This window comes from Burkholderia sp. BCC1047 (assembly GCF_902833155.1).
GTDB lineage: Bacteria > Pseudomonadota > Gammaproteobacteria > Burkholderiales > Burkholderiaceae > Burkholderia > Burkholderia sola.
Genome location: NZ_CADFEH010000032.1, coordinates 1 through 19,578, shown reverse-complemented (window position 1 = coordinate 19,578; position 19,578 = coordinate 1). Strand labels below are relative to the sequence as shown.

The 19,578-nt window shown below is 67.3% G+C and carries 16 protein-coding genes, 1 tRNA gene and 1 pseudogene; 9 read left to right on the top strand and 9 right to left on the bottom strand.

The genetic code is table 11. From position 1 onward, the window contains the following. Positions 1-29: 29 nt before the first annotated feature. On the top strand, positions 30-572 hold the full coding sequence (locus HWX55_RS27480) for a peptidylprolyl isomerase (protein WP_011694320.1): 543 nt from the start codon (positions 30-32) through the stop codon (positions 570-572). Here HWX55_RS27480 and HWX55_RS27475 read toward each other — a convergent pair. From HWX55_RS27475 to HWX55_RS27460, 4 genes are all read right to left on the bottom strand, one after another. Further along, positions 552-1,823 carry a hypothetical protein gene (locus tag HWX55_RS27475; protein ID WP_175977996.1) on the bottom strand — a complete coding sequence of 424 codons (1,272 nt, stop codon included), beginning with the start codon at positions 1,821-1,823 and terminating at the stop codon, positions 552-554. The two genes, HWX55_RS27480 and HWX55_RS27475, sit on opposite strands and share 21 nt — an antisense overlap. Further along, entirely contained in the window at positions 1,804-4,461 is a 2,658-nt protein-coding gene (gene mutS / locus HWX55_RS27470; protein ID WP_175977995.1) for a DNA mismatch repair protein MutS, read from the bottom strand. Before mutS ends, HWX55_RS27475 begins: the two co-directional genes overlap by 20 nt. 282 nt (positions 4,462-4,743) lie before the next feature. Then, on the bottom strand, positions 4,744-6,366 hold the full coding sequence (locus HWX55_RS27465; protein WP_175977994.1) for an NAD(P)/FAD-dependent oxidoreductase: 1,623 nt from the start codon (positions 6,364-6,366) through the stop codon (positions 4,744-4,746). A gap of 304 nt (positions 6,367-6,670) precedes the next feature. After that, complete coding sequence (locus HWX55_RS27460) at positions 6,671-7,474, bottom strand: inositol monophosphatase family protein (RefSeq protein ID WP_050012977.1); 804 nt, start codon at positions 7,472-7,474, stop codon at positions 6,671-6,673. A 281-nt stretch (positions 7,475-7,755) separates the two neighbouring features. On the opposite strand from HWX55_RS27460, the gene HWX55_RS27455 reads away from it, so the two are divergent. Together HWX55_RS27455 and cysE are read left to right on the top strand one after the other, a co-directional pair. Beyond that, positions 7,756-8,580 carry an RNA methyltransferase gene (locus HWX55_RS27455; RefSeq protein ID WP_050012976.1) on the top strand — a complete coding sequence of 275 codons (825 nt, stop codon included), beginning with the start codon at positions 7,756-7,758 and terminating at the stop codon, positions 8,578-8,580. Positions 8,581-8,883: 303 nt separating this feature from the next. Continuing rightward, positions 8,884-9,657, top strand: a complete 774-nt coding sequence (gene cysE / locus HWX55_RS27450) for a serine O-acetyltransferase (protein WP_027784824.1) — start codon at positions 8,884-8,886, stop codon at positions 9,655-9,657. A 52-nt stretch (positions 9,658-9,709) separates the two neighbouring features. On the opposite strand, the gene HWX55_RS27445 is transcribed toward cysE, so the two are convergent. The 4 genes from HWX55_RS27445 to HWX55_RS27430 all read right to left on the bottom strand — a co-directional run bounded on the left by HWX55_RS27445 (position 9,710) and on the right by HWX55_RS27430 (position 12,455). Beyond that, positions 9,710-10,510: a UDP-2,3-diacylglucosamine diphosphatase gene (locus HWX55_RS27445; RefSeq protein ID WP_175977992.1), complete on the bottom strand. Its 801-nt coding sequence runs from the start codon at positions 10,508-10,510 to the stop codon at positions 9,710-9,712. Between the two features lie 27 nt (positions 10,511-10,537). Continuing rightward, entirely contained in the window at positions 10,538-11,029 is a 492-nt protein-coding gene (locus tag HWX55_RS27440; protein WP_006478428.1) for a peptidylprolyl isomerase, read from the bottom strand. A gap of 88 nt (positions 11,030-11,117) precedes the next feature. Next, positions 11,118-11,693, bottom strand: coding sequence for a peptidylprolyl isomerase (locus tag HWX55_RS27435; protein WP_006478429.1), 576 nt, complete (start codon positions 11,691-11,693; stop codon positions 11,118-11,120). Positions 11,694-11,732: 39 nt separating this feature from the next. Then, positions 11,733-12,455, bottom strand: coding sequence for a tetratricopeptide repeat protein (locus HWX55_RS27430; RefSeq protein WP_175977991.1), 723 nt, complete (start codon positions 12,453-12,455; stop codon positions 11,733-11,735). Between the two features lie 234 nt (positions 12,456-12,689). On the opposite strand from HWX55_RS27430, the gene cysS reads away from it, so the two are divergent. From cysS to HWX55_RS27400, 6 genes are all read left to right on the top strand, one after another. Continuing rightward, positions 12,690-14,087: a cysteine--tRNA ligase gene (gene cysS, locus HWX55_RS27425; RefSeq protein ID WP_175977990.1), complete on the top strand. Its 1,398-nt coding sequence runs from the start codon at positions 12,690-12,692 to the stop codon at positions 14,085-14,087. Positions 14,088-14,130: 43 nt separating this feature from the next. Further along, a complete protein-coding gene (locus HWX55_RS27420) occupies positions 14,131-14,958 on the top strand; it encodes a DNA-3-methyladenine glycosylase (RefSeq protein WP_050012971.1) in 828 nt (275 codons plus the stop codon). A gap of 103 nt (positions 14,959-15,061) precedes the next feature. Beyond that, positions 15,062-16,033 carry an acetyl-CoA carboxylase carboxyltransferase subunit alpha gene (locus HWX55_RS27415; RefSeq protein WP_006478433.1) on the top strand — a complete coding sequence of 324 codons (972 nt, stop codon included), beginning with the start codon at positions 15,062-15,064 and terminating at the stop codon, positions 16,031-16,033. Positions 16,034-16,079: 46 nt separating this feature from the next. Then, positions 16,080-17,501, top strand: a complete 1,422-nt coding sequence (tilS, locus tag HWX55_RS27410) for a tRNA lysidine(34) synthetase TilS (protein ID WP_175977989.1) — start codon at positions 16,080-16,082, stop codon at positions 17,499-17,501. A 342-nt stretch (positions 17,502-17,843) separates the two neighbouring features. Next, positions 17,844-19,097, top strand: a complete 1,254-nt coding sequence (locus HWX55_RS27405; RefSeq protein ID WP_050012969.1) for an aspartate kinase — start codon at positions 17,844-17,846, stop codon at positions 19,095-19,097. Positions 19,098-19,207: 110 nt separating this feature from the next. Continuing rightward, positions 19,208-19,301 (top strand) — tRNA-Ser (locus HWX55_RS27400). A 159-nt stretch (positions 19,302-19,460) separates the two neighbouring features. Here HWX55_RS27400 and HWX55_RS27395 read toward each other — a convergent pair. Continuing rightward, positions 19,461-19,578: pseudogene (locus HWX55_RS27395) on the bottom strand (IS481 family transposase); the annotation flags it as partial.

The following is a 19,578-nucleotide window of genomic DNA, read 5'->3' as shown; positions in this document are numbered from 1 at the left end:
ATAATGAGTTTTGTATTTGGGAGAATTGGATGAAAATCGCAAAAAACACCGTCGTGTCGGTCACTTACAAGCTGTCTGACGCACAGGGCAATCTGATCGAGGAAAGCGACGAGCCGATGGTCTATCTGCACGGCGGCTATGATGGCACGTTCCCCAAGATCGAGGAACAGCTCGACGGCCACGAGGCGGGCTATCAGGCGCAGATCCAGCTCGAGCCGGAAGACGCGTTCGGCGACTACGATCCCGAGCTCGTGAAGATCGAGCCGCGCGACCGTTTTCCCGAGCCGCTCGAAGTGGGCATGCAGTTCGAAGGCACGCCGGAAGACGGTGACGAGGAAGCCGACTCGCTGATCTATACGGTCACCGATATCGCCGAAGACAAGGTCGTGCTCGACGGCAATCACCCGCTGGCGGGCATGGCGCTGCGTTTCGCGCTGACCGTGAAGGACGTTCGCGAAGCCACCGAAGACGAAATCGAGCACGAGCACGCGCATGGCGCGGAAGGGCTCGAGATCGTCGACGAGGATGACGACGAAGACGGCGAAGCGCCGTCAGGGCGTACGCTGCACTGAGCTTGCCGGCAGGCCCGGCGCCGGCCCCGATGCGGGGGATGGTGCCGGCCACGACGCGCCGCCCGGTGCGGCGCCGTCGCCCTGCAGCGGCGGCGCGACCGACGACGCGTCGGGCAGCGCCGGCAGCGCGGGAATTTCCGGCATCTGCGGCAGCGGCACGTCGTCGCGCGGCGCGAGCGGCAGCGTGGGCGGCACCGGCAGGTTCTTCGGCACCTCCTGCAGGCTCACGTTGAAGATCGTCTGCCGCGCCGGCGAGACGCTCACCTTCACCCACTGATTCGCCGGATGGCGCGGTCCGATCGCGACGCGCGTCACGTTTCCTACCAGCTCACCGTCGTCGCCATGCAGCGGACGGTCGATCAGAAAGCCGTTCGCCAGCGGTTCGCCGCTCGCGTGCATCACCAGGATCGGGCCGCGGAACGTCGCCGCCGCCTTCACCAGCGTTCGTTTCAGCTCACGGAAGCCGTCGCGCACGCGCGGCCGGTTGAAACGCAGCCACGCGAAGCGCTCCGAGCGTTCATAGCGTTCGAACTGCGGATCGCCTTCGAAAATCACGACCATCGCGCGCGCTTCGCGCCGCTTCGCATATTCGGCCGCGTGGTCGATCCAGAAGCCGTTCGCGACGATGCGATCCTCGAATTCGCCGTTGCGCCCGCCCGCCGTCAAATAATGGTTGTTCGGCGCCGGCGCATTGAGTGCGACGTAGACGATGTCGTCGCGCATCCAGCGTGCGTTTTCGCGATACGGCCGGAACCGTGCGACTTCGCTCTCCCGCGTAATCTGCAGCGCGCCGGGATCGGGCAGCGCCGCGTCGGCGAGCAGCGTCTGCCGCAGGAAATCGAGCCGCTCGACCGGGTCGTAGCCGCCGCCGGGCGCGGTGCTGCACGCGATCCAGTCGTCGTGGCCGGGAATGAACACGAGCGGCACGCGCGCCGAATCCAGGATCGCGCCGCGCTGCGCATACAGCGTGTCGCGGCATGCTTCCTTCGAGCCTTTGAGATCGCCCGCGTAGACGACGAACGCGAGGTTGCGCTCGCGTGCGATCGCATCGAGCAGCCGCTGTGCGGCCGGTTCGTCCGCCGGGACGTTGATGACGCCCGACACGACCGCGAACGAGTAGGGCGCCGCGCTGCGCTTGGGCGGCGCGGCCAGCGCAGCGGCCTGCGCCAGCGCAAGGACCGCCGCGACCAGCGCGGCGGCGGCGCGGGCCGGCAGGCCGCGCGCGATGCGCTTACGCGTGCCCGTCGGCATCGTGCGACCGGACCAGCGTACGCAGTTCGTACAGCAGGTCGAGCGCCTCGCGCGGCTTGAGATCGTCCGGATCGATGTCGCGCAGTTTTTCGAGCGCCGGATGCGGCGTGTTGGGCAGCGCCGGCGCGTCCGCGCATTCGAGATCGTCGACGGCCGCCGGCGGCGCGCTGAAAAGATCGAGTTGCGGCGTGTGCTGGGATGCCGACTGCTGTTCGAGATACGCGAGGTGCTTGCGCGCGGCGCGGATCACCGGCGCCGGGACGCCCGCGAGCTGCGCGACCTGAAGGCCGTAGCTCTGGTTCGCCGGGCCTTCGTTGACCGCGTGCAGGAACACGATGCCGTGGCCGTGCTCGACGGCCGACAGGTGGACGTTGGCCGCTTGCGGGAATTCGGCCGGCAGTTGCGTCAGCTCGAAGTAGTGCGTCGCGAACAGCGTGTAGCACGCGTTGTGCGCGAGCAGGTGGCGCGCGATGGCCCACGCGAGCGCGAGGCCGTCGAAGGTCGACGTGCCGCGGCCAATCTCGTCCATCAGCACGAGGCTTTGCGGCGTCGCGTCGTTGAGGATCGCCGCGGCTTCGGTCATCTCGACCATGAAGGTCGAGCGGCCGCCCGCGAGATCGTCGGCCGCGCCGATGCGCGTGAAGATCCGGTCGATCGGGCCGAAGCACGCCGACTTCGCCGGCACGTAGCTGCCGACGTACGCCATCAGCGCAATCAGCGCAGTCTGTCGCATGAACGTCGACTTACCGCCCATGTTCGGGCCGGTGATCAGCAGCAGCTTGCGCTCGGCGCCGAACCGGCAGTCGTTCGCGATGAACTGCTCGACCTGCGCTTCGACGACCGGATGGCGACCCTGCTCGATTTCGATGCCGATCTCGTCGGTGAAGGTCGGCGCGACCCAGTCGAGCGCGCGTGCGCGTTCGGCGAAGGCCGCCAGCAGGTCGAGCTCGGCGAGGGCCGACGCGACGCGCTGGCATTCGGGGATGAACGGCAGCAGCGCCTGCAGCACCGAGTCGTACAGCGCGCGCTCGCGCGCCAATGCGCGTTCCTGCGCGGACAGCGCCTTGTCCTCGAAGGTCTTCAGTTCCGGCGTGATGTAGCGCTCGGCGTTCTTCAGCGTCTGGCGGCGGCGGTAATCGTCGGGCACCTTGTCGGTCTGGCCGCGCGTGACCTCGATGTAGAAGCCGTGCACCTTGTTGTATTCGACGCGCAGGTTCGCGATGCCCGTGCGTGCGCGCTCGCGCGCTTCCAGATCGATCAGGAACTGCCCGCAGTTCTCCGAAATGTCGCGCAGCTCGTCGAGCTCGGCATCGTAGCCGCGCGCGATCACGCCGCCGTCGCGCACCATCGCGGCCGGCTCGGTGGCGATCGCGCTCGTCAGCAGGTCGAGGCATTCGGCCGGCGGCGCGAGCGCCGCGTCGACGCGCGCGAGCGCATCCGCGTTCGCGACGATCGCGCCGATGCGCTCGCGCAGCGCCGGCAGCGCGGCGAACGTGTCGCGCAGGCTCGACAGGTCGCGCGGGCGCGCGGACAGCAGCGCGAGCCGCCCGGTGATCCGCTCGACGTCGGCGATCTGGCGCAGCGCGCTGCGCAGCGCATCGAGGCTTGCGTTGGCCGGTGCATCGAGCAGCGCGCCGATCGCCTGCTGGCGCGACTGCGCGGCGACCGACGCGCGCGGCGGGTGATGCAGCCAGTGACGCAGCAGACGGCTGCCCATCGTCGTGCAGCAGGTGTCGAGCAGCGAATACAGCGTGGGCGACTCGGTGCCGCGCAGCGTCTCGGTCAGTTCGAGATTGCGGCGCGTGGCCGGATCGAGCCCGATGTATTCGGTTTCGTTCTCGACCTTCAGGCTGCGCACGTGCCGCAGTTGCTGGCCTTGCGTGGCCGCTGCGTAGAGCAGCAGCGCGCCGGCCGCGCCGCACGCGCTCGTCAGCGAATGCGCGCCGAAACCGTCGAGGCTCGCGACGTCGAGCTGGTCGCACAGACGCTGCGTGCCCGAGGCGATGTCGAAGTGCCAGGCCGGCACGCGCTTGCTTGCGCCCGCGCCGGCGGGAAGGGCGTCGGTCGCGCCGTCCGGCGTCAGGATTTCGGCTGGCCGGATGCGTTCGAGCGCGGCGGCGAGCTGCTCGGGCTCGATCTCGGCGAGCCGCAACGCGCCGCTCGCGAGGTTCAGCCACGCGAGGCCGATATTGACCGCGACGCCGCGCTTGTTGTGGCCGGTGCACATCGCGAGCAGGTAGACGTCGTTCTTGTCGGACAGCAGCGCGGCATCGGTCAGCGTGCCGGGCGTGACGACGCGCACGACCTTGCGCTCGACCGGGCCCTTCGACGTGGCCGGATCGCCGATCTGCTCGCAGATCGCGACCGATTCGCCCATCTTCACGAGCTTCGCCAGATATTGCTCGACCGCGTGATGCGGGACGCCGGCCATCTTGATCGGCGTGCCGGCCGACGCACCGCGCTGCGTGAGGGTCAGGTCGAGCAGGCGTGCCGCTTTTTCCGCATCCTCGAAGAACAGCTCGTAGAAGTCGCCCATCCGGTAGAAGACGAGCGTGTCCGGATGATCGGCCTTGATGCGCAGATACTGCTGCATCATCGGAGTATGGCCTGCGAAGGCTTCGGGCGACAGCGTGGTCATAGGTCAGGCATGAAGTTGTTGCTTGGGTTGCCCGAGTTTACCAGTGGCTTCGACGCGAACGTGCGAAGTTGGCCGTTTGGTCGATTGCCGGCGGCGCCGTGCAGCGGCAACCGACCTCGAGCGCCGGCTCACGATCGCCTGCCGTGAGGCGCCGAAGAAAGGGCGCATGGCCGGCAGCCGCGCGCGCCTTTCGTCATTCCCGATCGCAAGCGTTGCCACGAGCGGTGCGGGGCCGGCGGCACCCGGCTTGCGAGTCTGCGCGTACCGGCCCCGCGCCGCGGATCAGGACGCGTGCCCCGACGTCAGGCTGAGCGCCACCGCTTGCGCGACCTCGATGCCGTCGATCGCGGCCGAATAGATGCCGCCCGCATACCCGGCGCCCTCGCCGGCCGGATACAGGCCTTCGACGTTCATGCTCTGGTAGTCGTCCTTGCGTCGAATCCGGATCGGCGACGACGTGCGCGTCTCCACGCCGGTGAGCACGGCGTCGTGCATCGCGAAGCCGGCGATCTTCTTGTCGATCTCCGGCAGCGCTTCGCGGATCGCTTCGATCACGTAATCGGGCAGCGCGGTGCTGAGATCGGTCGGATTCACGCCCGGTTTGTACGACGGCTCCACGGAGCCCAGCGACGTCGACGGCCGGCCCGCGATGAAATCGCCGACCAGCTGGCCCGGCGCGCGGTAATCGCCGCCGCCGAGTTCGAACGCGCGTTCTTCCCATTTGCGCTGGAACGCGATGCCGGCGAGCGGGCCGCCCGGATAGTCGTCCGGCGTGATGCCGACGACGATGCCCGCGTTTGCATTGCGCTCGGCGCGCGAATACTGGCTCATCCCGTTGGTGACCACGCGGCCGGGCTCCGACGTCGCGGCGACCACCGTGCCGCCCGGACACATGCAGAAGCTGTAGACCGCGCGCCCGTTGCTTGCGTGGTGAACCACCTTGTAGTCGGCCGCGCCGAGCTGCTTGTGGCCCGCGAACTTGCCGAAGCGGCTGCGATCGATCAGCCCCTGCGGATGCTCGATACGGAAACCCAGCGAGAACGGCTTGGCTTCGATGTAGACGCCGCGGTCGTGCAGCATCTGGAACGTGTCGCGCGCGCTGTGGCCCACGGCCAGCACCACGCGGTCGCACCGCAGCGTTTCCCCGTTCGACAGCTTGAGCGCGCGCACCTTGCCCTGGTCGATTTCGATGTCGTCGACGCGGGTTTCGAAACGCACTTCGCCGCCGAGCTCGTGGATCGACGCGCGCATTTTTTCCACCATGCTGACGAGGCGGAACGTGCCGATGTGCGGGCGGCTCAGATACAGGATGTCCTCCGGTGCGCCGGCCTTGACGAATTCGTCCAGCACCTTGCGGCCATAGTGGTTCGGATCCTTGATCTGGCTGTACAGCTTGCCGTCGGAAAACGTGCCCGCGCCGCCTTCGCCGAACTGCACGTTGGATTCGGGATTGAGCACGCTCTTGCGCCACAGGCCGAAGGTGTCCTTGGTGCGCTCGCGCACGGCCTTGCCGCGTTCGAGGATGATCGGACGGAACCCCATCTGCGCGAGGATCAGCCCCGCGAACAGCCCGCACGGCCCCATGCCGATGACGACCGGGCGCAGGAAATCGGCGTGTTCGGGCGCCTTCGTGACGAAGTGGTACGCCATGTCGGGCGTCACGCCGCAATGCGGCTTGCCGGCGATGCGCTCGAGCGCGGCCGCTTCGTCGCTGACTTCGATATCGACGATATACGTGAGCTTGATGTCCGCGCGCTTGCGCGCGTCGTGCGCGCGGCGGAACACGGTATAACGGAGCAGCCCGTCTGGCGCCACGCCAAGCTCCGCGAGGCGCGCGCGAATTGCGGCCTCGAGCGCGCTCTCGGGATGGTCGAGGGGGAGTTTAATTTCGCTTAGCCGTAACATGATGACTCGGATGCGATTGCCACGGCGCCGTGGCGATGTTGATACAGGCGGGGCCGGCACGCCGGCGGCGTCGTTCGCCGCGCGGGCATGCCGGACGCAAACCCTACGCCGTCGTTGCGGGACACGCGGTGCGAGCGGCAGTACGCCGGCTCGAACGCGCCACTCGAGCAACTTCAGGATAGGCGCACGAAGCAGCCCGCGTGCACGGAAGATTGTCCCGCGTGTCGGGCGCTCGGCGCGTCATCACGACGATGTCGCGCGAGCGGCTTGCGCGAAAGCCGCGCCACGCGGGCGCGGCCCGGGCTTACTCCGCTGCCGGATGCATGCGGCTGTAGCGGTTCAGGATCGGAATCATCTGTGCGTAGATCTTCGGGTTCGCGGCGACGATTTCATGGCGATGCAGGAAATCGGCGTCGCCCGTGTAGTTGCCGACGAGGCCGCCGGCCTCGGTGATCAGCAGGCTGCCCGCCGCCATGTCCCACACGTTGATGCCTTGCTCGAAGAACGCGTCGAGGCGGCCGGCCGCGACGTTCGCGAGATCGAGTGCCGCTGCGCCCGGGCGGCGCAGGCCCGTGCAGGCCTGCGTCATTTCGGTGAAGAGGCGCGCGTACGCGTCGAGGCCGTCCTTCTCGCGGAACGGGAAGCCCGTGCCGACCAGCGCGTCCGACAGGCGGTCGCGGCGGCCCACGCGGATGCGGCGATCGTTCAGGTACGCGCCGCGGCCGCGGGTGGCCGTGAACAGGTCGTTCTTGTTCGGATCGTAGACGACGGCCTGCGTGACGACGCCCTTGTGCTCGAGCGCGATCGATACGCAGTAGTACGGGAAGCCGTGGATGAAGTTGGTCGTGCCGTCGAGCGGATCGATGATCCACTTGAATTCGGATTCGTTCTCCGATTCGCCCGATTCCTCCGCGAGGATCGCGTGGTCGGGGTAGGCGGTCTTCAGCGTCTCGATGATCGCGTCTTCGGCGGCCTTGTCCACTTCGGTGACGAAGTCGTTCTGCTGCTTCTTGCGGATCTCGATCAGGTCGAGATCGAGGGACGCGCGATTGATGATCTGTCCGGCGCGGCGCGCAGCCTTGACAGCAATGTTGAGCATGGGATGCATGAGCCTGGATCCTGTAGCCGGCGGCACGGGCCGCCACGAAGTGGGACAACCGCCCGGAACGGCGCAAGCGTGCCGGGGCGAGGTGAGACGCGAATTGACAAAGAGCGGGGTACGACCCGCGCTGCGCCGAGCGCAACGCGTAAGGGCATGATTTTACCCGATTTTCGGCGGTTTCAGGCGGCCGGCATGCGGGGAAACCCCCACTGGCCGTCCGGACGAGTGGGTTTGCGCGGGCGATGGCGATACCATACGGCCATTCTGATGAACCGAGTCGTATCGTAGTGGAAACCCCGCAGAACACCGCCGCGCCGTCCGAATCGGGCGCGGCCTCGTCCGCGCCGCCGTCCGGCGGCTTCACGTCCACCCGCTTCGTGCTCGTCGAGCCGAGCCATCCCGGCAACGTCGGGGCGGCGGCCCGCGCGCTGAAGACGATGGGCTTCTCGCGTCTCGTGCTGGTCGCGCCGCGCGTGCCGCACGTGCAGAGCGATCCCGAGGCGATCGCGATGGCCAGCGGCGCGGACGACGTCCTCGCGTCCGCGCACGTCGTGCCGACGCTCGGCGAAGCGCTGTCCGGCGTGCACTGGTCGATCGCGCTGACCGCGCGCACGCGCGAATACGGACCGCCGCGCCTCGCGCCGCGCGCGGCCGCCGCGCAGGCGAGCGCGCAGGTCGGCGTGGGTGACATCGCGCTCGTGTTCGGCAACGAGCGCACCGGTCTCGCGAACGAGCATGTCGACCAGTGCAGCGCGCTCGCGCATATTCCGGCCAACCCGGCCTACAGTTCGCTGAATCTCGCGCAGGCCGTGCAGGTGCTCGCTTACGAGTTGCGCGTCGCGTTTCTCGAGCAGGCGAGCGAGCCGTCGGCGCAGCCGCCGGCCGAAGCCGGCACGCTCGCGCAGAGCGACGAGATCGAGCGCATGTACGTGCACCTCGAGAACGCGTTGATCGCGCTCGACTTCCTCGATCCGCGCAATCCGAAGAAGCTGATGCCGCGGCTGCGGCGCCTGTTCGCGCGCACGGGCCTCGAGCGCGAGGAGGTCAACATCCTGCGCGGCGTCGCGAAGCACATCCTGCTGAAGTCGGGCAAGCCGGACGGCGACGCGTAGGCGGCCGGCGCTCCGATTGCCGGGCGCGGGGGCGGTCCGCTGGATGCGCATGCGGCCGGGCTGGCCGTGCGTCGGCCAGCCGGAGACGTCGAACCGGCTGTTTCTCCCGACCGATCGCCTCCGGAAACCCCGCCGCAACAAGCGTCCCGGCCGAATACCCGCGCCGACGGCGGGGTGAACGCGCGACCGCGTGCGGCCGGGCGCGACTGGCCCTACAATCGCCGGACGTCATAAGCAAATGACCCGGCGCGATAACGGCCGGCATTGCCGGCGATGCGCGCCGGCCCTTTCCCAGATCACATCATGTTCACGAGACTGCGCGAAGACGTTGCAACGATTCGCGAGCGGGATCCCGCCGCTCGCAGTGCGTGGGAAGTGCTGACCTGTTATCCGGGGCTGCATGCGCTCGTGCTGCACCGTTTCGCGCACGCCTGCTGGCGCGCGAAACGCTACTGGCTCGCGCGGTTCGCGTCGCAGGCCGGCCGGTTCCTGACGGGGATCGAGATCCATCCCGGCGCGACGATCGGCCGGCGCGTGTTCATCGATCACGGCATGGGCGTCGTGATCGGCGAGACGGCGATCATCGGCGACGACTGCACGATCTATCAGGGCGTGACGCTGGGCGGCACGTCGCTCACGCGCGGCGCGAAGCGTCACCCGACGCTGGAAGCCGGCGTGATCGTCGGCGCCGGCGCGAAGGTGCTCGGCGGTTTCACGGTCGGCGCGGGCGCGAAGATCGGCTCGAACGCGGTGGTCGTCAAGCCGGTGCCGGCGGGCGGCACCGCGGTCGGCAATCCGGCGCGCATCGTGATGCCGGCGCAGCCGAAGCCGCAGCCCGAGCGCGCGGCGTTCTGCGCGTACGGGATCACGCCGAACGCGGACGATCCGATGTCGCTCGCGATTCACGGGTTGATCGATCACGCGGCGAAGGAAAGCCGCCGCGTCGACGAAATCGTCGCGGCGCTCGAGCGGCTCGGCACGCATCTGGAAACGCTGCAGGGCGCCGACGCGGCGCGCCTCGACCTGCGCAGGCTGTCGGCGGTGCTGGAAGGCAAGACGGTCGAACGCCAGATGTAACGAACGCGACGCGCACTGATCGCTGCTGGTCGGTGCGACGGCAGCGGCGGCGTCAGTCGAGCGGCATCGCGTGGATGCCTTCCGAGTCGACGCGCAGATAGCCGCCGCGCGGCATGCCGTGATCGAGATCCCAGTCGGGCAGCACCCAGCGGATCCCGCCCGGTTCCGCGTGGCGCGCGGGGCGGTGCGTGTGGCCGTGAATGATCACGCTCGCGCGGCTTTTCCGGAACAGCGCGGCCACGCCTTCCCGCGTGACGTCGTAGGCGGCCGAAGCAGGGCGCATCCGGCCCGCTTCGCTGGTCGAGCGCATGCGCTGCGCGAGCGCGCGGCGCCAGCGGAACGGCCACGCGAGAAACAGCCATTGCGCGACGCGGTTGCGCGCGAAGCGACGGAACACCTGGTAGCCGCGGTCGGCCGTGCACTGTGCGTCGCCGTGCGCAAGCACGATGCGCTGGCCGAACGCCATGATCAGCGCCGGATCGGGCAACAGCATCGCGCCGGCGGCCTTCATGAAGCGCCGGCCGAGCAGGAAATCGCGGTTGCCGTGCATCACGTAGAGCGCGATCCCGCGCTCCGAAAACGTATGCATCAGCGCGGCCATGCGCGCGGCGAACGGATCGTCGTCGAGGATGTCGTCGCCGATCCAGTATTCGAACAGGTCGCCGAGGATGAACACCGAGTCGGCGCTGTCGGCGGTGTATTTCACGAAATGCTCGAACGCGGCGACCGTCTTCGGAATCGCCTCGCTCAGGTGCAGATCGGACAGAAACAGGAACGGGCGTGCGGCTTGCGCGTATTCGCGCTCGCCCGGCACGCCCGCGGAGACGCTTCGCGGCGGACTCTCCTGCAACATCGAAGTGCCTCCGTAACGGCTGGTGCGTCAGACCACCACGGCCTTTTCGATCACGACGTCGTCGGTCGGCACGTCCTGATGGAAGCCGGCGTTGCCCGTCTTGACGCCCTTGATCTTGTCGACCACGTCCTGGCCTTCGACGACCTTGCCGAACACAGCGTAGCCCCAGCCCTGCGGCGTCGGCGACGAGTGGTTCAGGAAGTCGTTGTCGTTCACGTTGATGAAGAACTGGGCGGTCGCCGAGTGCGGATCGTTCGTGCGCGCCATCGCGACCGTGTAGTTGTCGTTCTTCAGGCCGTTGTTCGCCTCGTTGTCGATCGGCGCGTCGGTCGGCTTCTGCTTCAGGCCCGGCTCGAAGCCGCCGCCCTGGATCATGAAGCCGTTGATCACGCGATGGAACACGGTGCCGTCGTAATGGCCCTTCTTCACGTAGTTCAGGAAGTTCTCGACCGTCTTCGGTGCCTTCGCGGCGTCGAGTTCGAGCTTGATCACGCCGTGGTTCGTATGCAGTTCAACCATGATGAATTCCTTCGGTGAGGCGGTTTAAATGGCACGCGGCCGGTCGTGCGACGCGGCCGCGTGTGGCGCCGGACGTGCCGGCAGGTGCTTACTTGGAGACGATGCTCGCCGATTCGATCACGACCGGTTGCGCCGGCACGTCCTGCATCGGCCCGCGCGAGGTCGTCGCCACGCCTTCGATCTTCTTCACGACGTCGAGGCCCGACACGACCTTGCCGAACACCGCATAGCCGTTGCCGTCCGGGTTCGGGTAGTCGAGGCCGCCGTTGTCGACCGTGTTGATGAAGAACTGCGCGGTGGCCGAATTCGGATCGCTCGTGCGCGCCATCGCGATCGTGCCCGTCAGGTTCTTCAGACCATTGCGGCTTTCCAGCGGGATCGGCGCGCGGGTCGGCTTTTCCTCGAAGTTGGTCTTGTAGCCGCCGCCCTGAATCATGAAGCCCTTGATCACGCGATGGAAGATCGTGCCGTTGTACTGGCCGGCCTTCACGTAATCGAGGAAGTTGGCGACGGATTTCGGCGCCTTCTCCGGATAGAGCTCGACGCGGATGTCGCCCTGCGAGGTCTTCAGCTGCACGACGGGGTGCGCGGTGGCCGTTTGCGCGAACGCGGGCGCGGTCGCGAGAAGGGCGGCGCCGCCAAGCGCCAGCAACAGACGTTTCATTGCGATCCTCAGGTTGGGAGGGAAGGAAGGCCGCGCCGCTTATTTCGACGGCGCGACGTACGGTGCCGCCAGTGCGCCCGACGGACCGCTGAACTGGAACGTCGGCGACATCGGCAGCGTGGTGGTGCTCACGTTCGCGGCGGCGCGGTCGGTGTAGTCGCGCGTGGCCGGCGACGTCGCGCGGGCGTTCGGCGCGGCTTTCGACGGCGACACGATTTTCTGCAGATCGGCGAGGCGCTGCGCGGTCGCGCCGCTCGTGCGGCCGAGCGATTGCGCGCGCTTGTACGATTCGGCCGCGAGGCGCAGGTACAGATCGCCGAGGTTCTCGTACGCGAGCGAGTAGCTCGGGTTCGATTGCGTCGCGGTGACGAGCGCGGTGCGCGCTTCGTCGTAGCGGCCGTGCTTCGCGTAGAGCGCCGCGAGATTGTTGTACGGCTCGGGCAGTTCGGGGTACGCCTGCGTGATCGCGACGAACTGCTGGATCGCGTCGTCGTCGCGGTTCAGGCGGGCCAGCACGGTGCCGCGCTTGAACTGCGCCTGCACGTCGCGCGGGTTCGACGCGATGCGCGCGTCGAGCTGCGCGAGCGCCTGCTTCCACTGCTTGCCGGCGATCGATGCGTCGACTTCGGGGGTGCCGTCGGCGACCGCCGGGGCCTTTTGCGCATGCGCCGCGGGCGCCGCGAAAAGCGTCAGCGCGACGCCCATGACGGTGGTCGCAACGAGGGTCGCAGCGCTCGGCGCGCGGCCGCGATGAGGTTTCATAGGCGTAAATCGGAATGTTATACTCCGACCCATTCTAACAAAACGTCTGCGCGTTCCGGCGAGCGGCAGACAGTCTTTCTTAGCCTCTCGTGGCCGTCACCGCTGTGCTTGCAGCCTGACCGCCCCATGTGATATCGAGGACGCGCGGCCTGGCGCCGCGGCAGATGGTCCGTCCGTTTCACATGCTGGGCGAGCTTCGCCAGGGCGGTTTCCTTCGGCTCACGGTTCATCTCTATGGAATCACTGCGCATCTACAACACGCTCGCGCGTGACAAGCAAGTTTTCGTGCCGCGCCAGCCCGGCGAAGTGCGGATGTACGTATGCGGGATCACCGTCTACGACTATTGTCACGTGGGCCATGCGCGCATGCTGGTCGTGTTCGACCTCGTCCAGCGCTGGCTGCGTGCGATCGGCTATCGGGTCACGTACGTGCGCAACATCACCGACATCGAGGACAAGATCATCCGCCGTGCGGTCGAGAACGGCGAGACGATCAAGTCGCTGACCGAGCGCTTCATCGGCGCGATGCACGAGGATGAAGCCGCGCTCGGCATCCAGCGGCCCGACATCGAGCCGCGCGCGACGCAGTTCATCCCGCAGATGCTCGGCATGATCGAGACGCTCGAGGCGAACGGCTACGCGTACCAGGCGACCGACGGCGACGTCAATTACTCGGTGCGCAAGTTCGCGAACTACGGGAAGCTGTCGGGCAAGTCGCTCGACGATCTCCGCGCGGGCGAACGCGTCGCCGCGAACGATGCGAAGCAGGATCCGCTCGACTTTGTGCTGTGGAAGCGCGCGAAGGCGGACGAGCCCGAAGGCGCGTCGTGGGCGTCGAAGTACGGGATGGGGCGTCCGGGCTGGCACATCGAGTGCTCGGCGATGGGCTGCTCGCTGCTCGGCAATCATTTCGACATCCACGGCGGCGGGCAGGACCTGCAATTCCCGCACCACGAGAACGAGATCGCGCAGAGCGAAGGCGCGACCGGCGAGACGTTCGTCAATTACTGGATGCACAACGGCTTCGTGCAGGTCGACAACGAGAAGATGTCGAAATCGCTCGGCAACTTCTTCACGATCCGCGAAGTGCTCGAGCGTTACGACGCGGAAGTCATGCGCTTCTTCATCGTGCGCACGCACTACCGTTCGCCGCTCAATTACAGCGACGTGCATCTCGACGACGCGCGCGCGTCGCTCACGCGTCTGTACACCGCGCTGAAGGATGTCGAGCCCGACACGCTCCCGCTCGACTGGAGCGAGCCGCATGCGCAGCGTTTCGCGGCCGCGATGAACGACGATTTCAACACGCCGGTCGCGGTGGCGACGCTGTTCGAGCTGGCGGGCGAAGTCAACCGCACGCGCGATGCGTCGCTCGCGCGGCAACTGAAACAGCTGGCGGGCCTGCTCGGCCTGCTGGGCCGCGAACCGCGCGCGTTCCTGCAGCAGGCGTCCGGCGCCGCGCAGGCGGGCGGGCTCGCGGCCGACGAGATCGAAGCGAAGATCGCCGCGCGCGTCGCGGCGAAGCAAGCGAAGGACTATGCCGAAGCGGACCGGATCCGGGCGGAACTGCTCGAAGCCGGCATCGCACTTGAAGACAAACCGGGCGGATCGACCGAATGGCGTCGCGTATGAGCGCGGCGCGTTCCACTGACCGATCCGTCAGGTAGGAGGCAAGATGGCAACGGCCAGAAAAGCGCCGGTCAGGCGCGCGACTCCGGTCGCCGCGCGTCCGGCAGCCAAGCGCGTCCCGGCGACGAAGGCGGACGCGACACGCGCCGTGCCGAACGGCGCGCTGAACGGTCATGCGCAGCCGGCAGCCGCGCTGCCGGCCGCCGACGCGGCCCGCAAGACACGGGCGTCCGAAGCGGACGGCGAGGAGGTCGTCGTGCGTCCCGCCTATTGGGACAAGGCGTGCGCGGATCTCGTCAAGCGTGACCGGATCCTGAAGAAACTGATTCCGAAGTTCGGTCCCGCGCATCTCGTGAAGCGCGGCGACCCGTTCGTCACGCTCGCGCGCTCGGTCGTCGGCCAGCAGATTTCGGTGCCGTCCGCCCAGTCGCTGTGGGCGCGCATCGAGGACGCCTGTCCGAAGCTCGCGCCGCAACCGGTGATCCGGCTCGGCGCGGACAAGCTGATCGCGTGCGGGTTGTCCAAGCGCAAGACGGAATACATCCTCGATCTCGCGCAGCATTTCGTGTCGGGGGCGCTGCACGTCGACAAATGGATGTCGATGGACGACGAGGACGTGATCGCGGAACTCACGCAGATCCGCGGCATCAGCCGCTGGACGGCCGAGATGTTCCTGATCTTCAACCTGTCGCGGCCGGACGTGCTGCCGCTCGACGACCCGGGCCTGATCCGAGCGATCAGCGTCAATTACTTCAGCGGAGAACCCGTCACGCGCAGCGAGGCGCGCGAGGTTGCGGCCAACTGGGAGCCGTGGCGCACCGTCGCGACCTGGTACATGTGGCGCAGCCTCGATGCGCCCGACGCCGACGCCTGAGTGTCGGCTATCGGGTTTTAAACATCAATAGTTGAGAGCCGGTTTTGAGCATCGCCCGCGCGGGTAGAATACGCGCTGCCGCAAGACCCAAGGATTCGAACACATGAAGACCACATTTCTGGATTTCGAACAGCCGATCGCCGAACTCGAGGCCAAGATCGAAGAGCTGCGATTCGTGCAGGACGACTCGGCTGTCGATATTTCGGAAGAAATCGAGCGGCTGTCGAAGAAAAGCCAGCAACTGACGAAAGACCTCTACGCGAACCTGTCGCCGTGGCAGGTTTCGCAGATCGCGCGGCATCCGCAGCGGCCGTACACGCTCGATTACGTCGCGGAACTGTTTACCGATTTTCACGAGCTGCATGGCGATCGCGCGTTCGCGGACGACCTGTCGATCGTCGGCGGTCTCGCGCGCTTCGGCGGCCATCCGTGCATGGTGATCGGTCACCAGAAGGGTCGCGACACGAAGGAGCGCGCCGCGCGCAACTTCGGGATGCCGCGTCCGGAAGGCTATCGGAAGGCCGAACGCCTGATGCGTCTGGCCGAGAAGTTCGGGCTGCCGATCTTCACGTTCGTCGACACGCCGGGTGCGTACCCGGGCATCGGCGCGGAAGAGCGCGGCCAGTCGGAGGCGATCGGCCGCAACCTGTACGTGATGGCCGAGCTGAAGACGCCGATCATCACGACGGTGATCGGCGAGGGCGGTTCGGGCGGCGCGCTCGCGATCGCCGTGGCCGATACCGTGATGATGCTGCAGTTCTCGACCTACTCGGTGATCTCGCCGGAAGGCTGCGCGTCGATCCTGTGGAAGAGCGCCGCGAAGGCGCCGGAAGCCGCGGAAGCGCTGGGCCTGACCGCGCACCGCCTGAAGGCGCTCGGCCTGATCGACAAGATCATCAACGAGCCGCTCGGCGGCGCGCATCGCGATCCGAAGGGCATGGCCGCGCTGCTGCGCCGTGCGCTGGCCGATTCGCTGCGCCAGTTCCAGGGCATGAGCATCGATGCGCTGCGCGAGCGCCGCTTCGAGCGCCTGATGGCCTACGGCAAGTTCAAGGAAACCACGCCGGGCGCATGACCGGCCGTGTATTCAATGCGCGCGCCGCTGCGCGCGCGTCCCGCTCGTGATCCCGCCCACCGAATTCTCCGCCGACCGCGTCGTACTCGACGCGGTCGGCGTTGCGCTTTCCGGCCTGCCGCCGGATGCGCGCATCGCGATCGCGTACAGCGGCGGCCTCGATTCGACCGTGCTGCTCGATGCGGCCGTGCGCGTCGCGGGCGCGTCGCGCTGCGTCGCGCTGCACGTGCATCACGGCCTGAGCGCGAACGCCGATGCGTGGGTCGCGCATGCCGAAGGGCAGGCGGCGCGGCTCGGTGTCGCATTCGAATCGATGCGCGTCGACGTGCCGCGCGACAGCGGGCTCGGTATTGAGGCGACGGCGCGCGAGCGTCGCTACGCGGCGCTCGACGAGATGGGCGAACGCCACGGCGTGGCGGCGCTGTGGCTCGCGCAACATGCGGACGATCAGGCCGAGACGGTGCTGCTGCAACTGTTGCGCGGGGCGGGAATCGCGGGGCTCGCCGCGATGGCCCCGCGTTATCGTCCCGACGGCGTGAGCATCGAGCGCGTGCGTCCGTTGCTGAGACTGTTGCGCGCACAACTTGAGCGCTATGCGGAGCAGCACGCGCTCGCGTGGATCGACGACGAATCGAACGGCGATACGCGCTATGCGCGCAATGCGCTGCGCGTCGACGTGCTGCCGGCGCTGGCCGTGCATTTCCCGGGCTTTCGCGACGCGCTCGGTCGCGCGGCCCAGCATGCGGCGGCCGCTCAGCGGCTGCTCGACGATCTGGCCGAGCTGGATTTTGCCGTCGCCGCGCGCGATGACGGTCAGGCGCTGTCGCGCGACGCGCTGATCGGCTTCGACGACACGCGCGGCGCGAACCTGCTGCGCTTCTGGATGCGCCGGCTCGGTTTGCCGGGCGCGTCGGCGGCCCGGCTCGCCAACATGATGCGGCAACTGCGCGCGGCCCACGACGCGCATGCGCTGCGCGTCGATCACGCGGGGCAGTGCCTGCGGCTCTATCGCGATGTCGTCTACTGGGAAGCGGGCGACAGCAGCGAGTCGGCCGACCACGGCACGGGCACGTCGCAACCGGAGGTGGCACTCGCGTGGGACGGGCAGGAAGTGTGGCGCCTGCCGGGATGGCGCGGCACGTTCGTGTTCGCGCCGGCCGATGCGGGCAGCGCCGATGCGGTGCCGGAGGCGCTGCTGCGCGGTGCGCGGCTGGTGGCGCGCGCGCGGGCCGGTGGCGAACGGATGCGCACGTCGCCGGGCGGGCCCGGCCGGACGCTGAAGAACCTGTTCCAGGAGCGCGGCGTGCCGGCCTGGCAGCGCGACGTGCCGCTGCTGTTTTCGGGTGACCGGCTGATCTACGTGCCGCGGCTGGGCGTCAATCGCGACATCGGCGAGCTTGCCGACGCGACGTTGGGCGCCGCCGCATGGCGCCGGCTCGAATGGCGTCCCGACCTGCTGATCGCATAGCGGCGGCGGGCTGCCGGCGGCGCGATGGCGCGCCCATTTTCACCATTTGGTAAACAGCGCCGGAACGGCCGGTGACACGGCGCGCGGCTTGTCAAGTGGGCGTCTATCGGGTACGCTCGGTCGTTTGCTCGGCTCGATTTTTGAGCGTTTTGTGCAGGTTTTCCGCGTGACGTACCCGGTTTGCGCGGCCTGATCGGCCTTCCGGGCAAAATCCGTCACGCTTGCGTGTTGCGTCCCAGCCGTCCCCCTCGTCGTCCGTCCACAGCCACAAGCCGCGTGACCGAACGGCAACGCGGCCTGCCCAGCGCGCCCGTGCGGCTTCTCCTCCAGTTCAGAACGACAATGGCACTCATCGTACACAAATACGGCGGCACTTCGATGGGCTCGGTCGAGCGCATCAAGAACGTCGCGAAACGCGTCGCAAAATGGCATCAGGCCGGGCACCAGATGGTGGTCGTGCCTTCGGCGATGTCCGGCGAAACCAACCGTCTGCTCGGTCTTGCGAAAGAGATTTCGAGCCAGCCGAGCCCGCGTGAGCTCGACATGATCGCGTCGACCGGCGAGCAGGTCAGCGTCGGCCTGCTGTCGATCGCGCTGCAGGAAATCGGCGTCGAGGCCGTGAGCTATGCCGGCTGGCAAGTGCCGATCAAGACGGACAGCGCGTTTACGAAGGCACGCATTCACTCGATCGACGACGAGCGCGTGAAGGCCGACCTGAACGCCCGCAAGGTCGTGATCATCACGGGCTTCCAGGGCGTCGATCCGGACGGTCACATCACGACGCTGGGCCGCGGCGGCTCGGACACGTCGGCGGTGGCGGTGGCCGCTGCGCTGGGCGCCGAAGAGTGCCTGATCTATACCGACGTCGACGGCGTCTACACGACCGATCCGCGCGTCGTCGAAGAGGCGCGCCGCCTCGATCGCGTGACGTTCGAGGAGATGCTGGAAATGGCCAGCCTCGGCTCGAAGGTCCTGCAGATCCGCTCGGTCGAATTCGCCGGCAAATACCAGGTGAAGACGCGTGTGCTGTCGAGCCTGACCGATCCGCTGATTGCGCTCGACGAAGAAATGCGCTCGGGCACCCTGATTACTTTTGAAGAAGACGAGACCATGGAAAAGGCAGTCATTTCCGGCATCGCGTTCCAGCGCGACGAAGCACGCATTGCGGTGATGGGCGTGCCCGACAAGCCGGGCATCGCATATCAGATCCTCGGCCCGGTGGCCGATGCGAACGTCGACGTCGACATGATCATCCAGAACCAGAGCGTCGAAGGCAAAACCGACTTCACGTTCACGGTCGGTCGCGGCGACTACCAGAAGGCGATGGACATCCTCACCAACCAGGTGCAGGGCCATGTGAGCGCCGAGCGCGTGCAGGGCGACCCGAAGGTGTCGAAGGTGTCGGTCGTCGGCGTCGGCATGCGTTCGCACGTGGGCGTCGCGAGCAAGATGTTCCGCACGCTGTCGGAAGAGGGCATCAACATCCAGATGATCTCGACGTCCGAAATCAAGATTTCGGTGCTGATCGACGAAAAGTACATGGAGCTGGCCGTCCGCGCGCTGCACAAGGTGTTCGAACTCGACCAGGCGTCGTGAATTTTTCGTGATGCATTGAAGAAAATGCGTCACGGAAATTGACGCGCGGTTCGAAACCCTATATTATTTCGTTCTCGTCGCACTGCCTCCCTGGTGCGAGCGAAAGTTTGGGAGACGTGGCCGAGAGGTCGAAGGCACTCCCCTGCTAAGGGAGCATCTGGGCCAAAACCTGGATCGAGGGTTCGAATCCCTCCGTCTCCGCCAAAAGCGGTGACAAAGCCCCGCAAGTTCTTGGACTTGCGGGGCTTTTTCTTTTTCGGCTCCTCCGTAGACTCTTGCAACCCTGCTCCGCGCGGGTCCGTGCGCATTTCGACGGCCAGAGGCGGTATGACGGGTTATTGCCGCTCCGAGTGAAAGGAACGGCTAGCTGTGAAGCGTCAAGAGGTTGTTTCTCGACGCAGGAAGTCTCGCCATCGGCGCAATGCCGCCGATGGCGCTATGAGCTCGATGCCAGTTGTAGTGATGCTGCCAACTCGCCAAG

Bases quoted from the DNA above. Each gene is read 5' to 3' on its own strand.
- HWX55_RS27480 (WP_011694320.1), top strand. From the start codon at position 30: ATGAAAATCGCAAAAAACACCGTCGTGTCGGTCACTTACAAGCTGTCT.
- HWX55_RS27475 (WP_175977996.1), bottom strand. From the start codon at position 1,823: ATGCCGACGGGCACGCGTAAGCGCATCGCGCGCGGCCTGCCGGCCCGC.
- mutS (WP_175977995.1), bottom strand. From the start codon at position 4,461: ATGACCACGCTGTCGCCCGAAGCCTTCGCAGGCCATACTCCGATGATG.
- HWX55_RS27465 (WP_175977994.1), bottom strand. From the start codon at position 6,366: ATGTTACGGCTAAGCGAAATTAAACTCCCCCTCGACCATCCCGAGAGC.
- HWX55_RS27460 (WP_050012977.1), bottom strand. From the start codon at position 7,474: ATGCATCCCATGCTCAACATTGCTGTCAAGGCTGCGCGCCGCGCCGGA.
- cysE (WP_027784824.1), top strand. From the start codon at position 8,884: ATGTTCACGAGACTGCGCGAAGACGTTGCAACGATTCGCGAGCGGGAT.
- HWX55_RS27445 (WP_175977992.1), bottom strand. From the start codon at position 10,510: ATGTTGCAGGAGAGTCCGCCGCGAAGCGTCTCCGCGGGCGTGCCGGGC.
- HWX55_RS27440 (WP_006478428.1), bottom strand. From the start codon at position 11,029: ATGGTTGAACTGCATACGAACCACGGCGTGATCAAGCTCGAACTCGAC.
- HWX55_RS27435 (WP_006478429.1), bottom strand. From the start codon at position 11,693: ATGAAACGTCTGTTGCTGGCGCTTGGCGGCGCCGCCCTTCTCGCGACC.
- HWX55_RS27430 (WP_175977991.1), bottom strand. From the start codon at position 12,455: ATGAAACCTCATCGCGGCCGCGCGCCGAGCGCTGCGACCCTCGTTGCG.
- cysS (WP_175977990.1), top strand. From the start codon at position 12,690: ATGGAATCACTGCGCATCTACAACACGCTCGCGCGTGACAAGCAAGTT.
- HWX55_RS27420 (WP_050012971.1), top strand. From the start codon at position 14,131: ATGGCAACGGCCAGAAAAGCGCCGGTCAGGCGCGCGACTCCGGTCGCC.
- HWX55_RS27415 (WP_006478433.1), top strand. From the start codon at position 15,062: ATGAAGACCACATTTCTGGATTTCGAACAGCCGATCGCCGAACTCGAG.
- HWX55_RS27405 (WP_050012969.1), top strand. From the start codon at position 17,844: ATGGCACTCATCGTACACAAATACGGCGGCACTTCGATGGGCTCGGTC.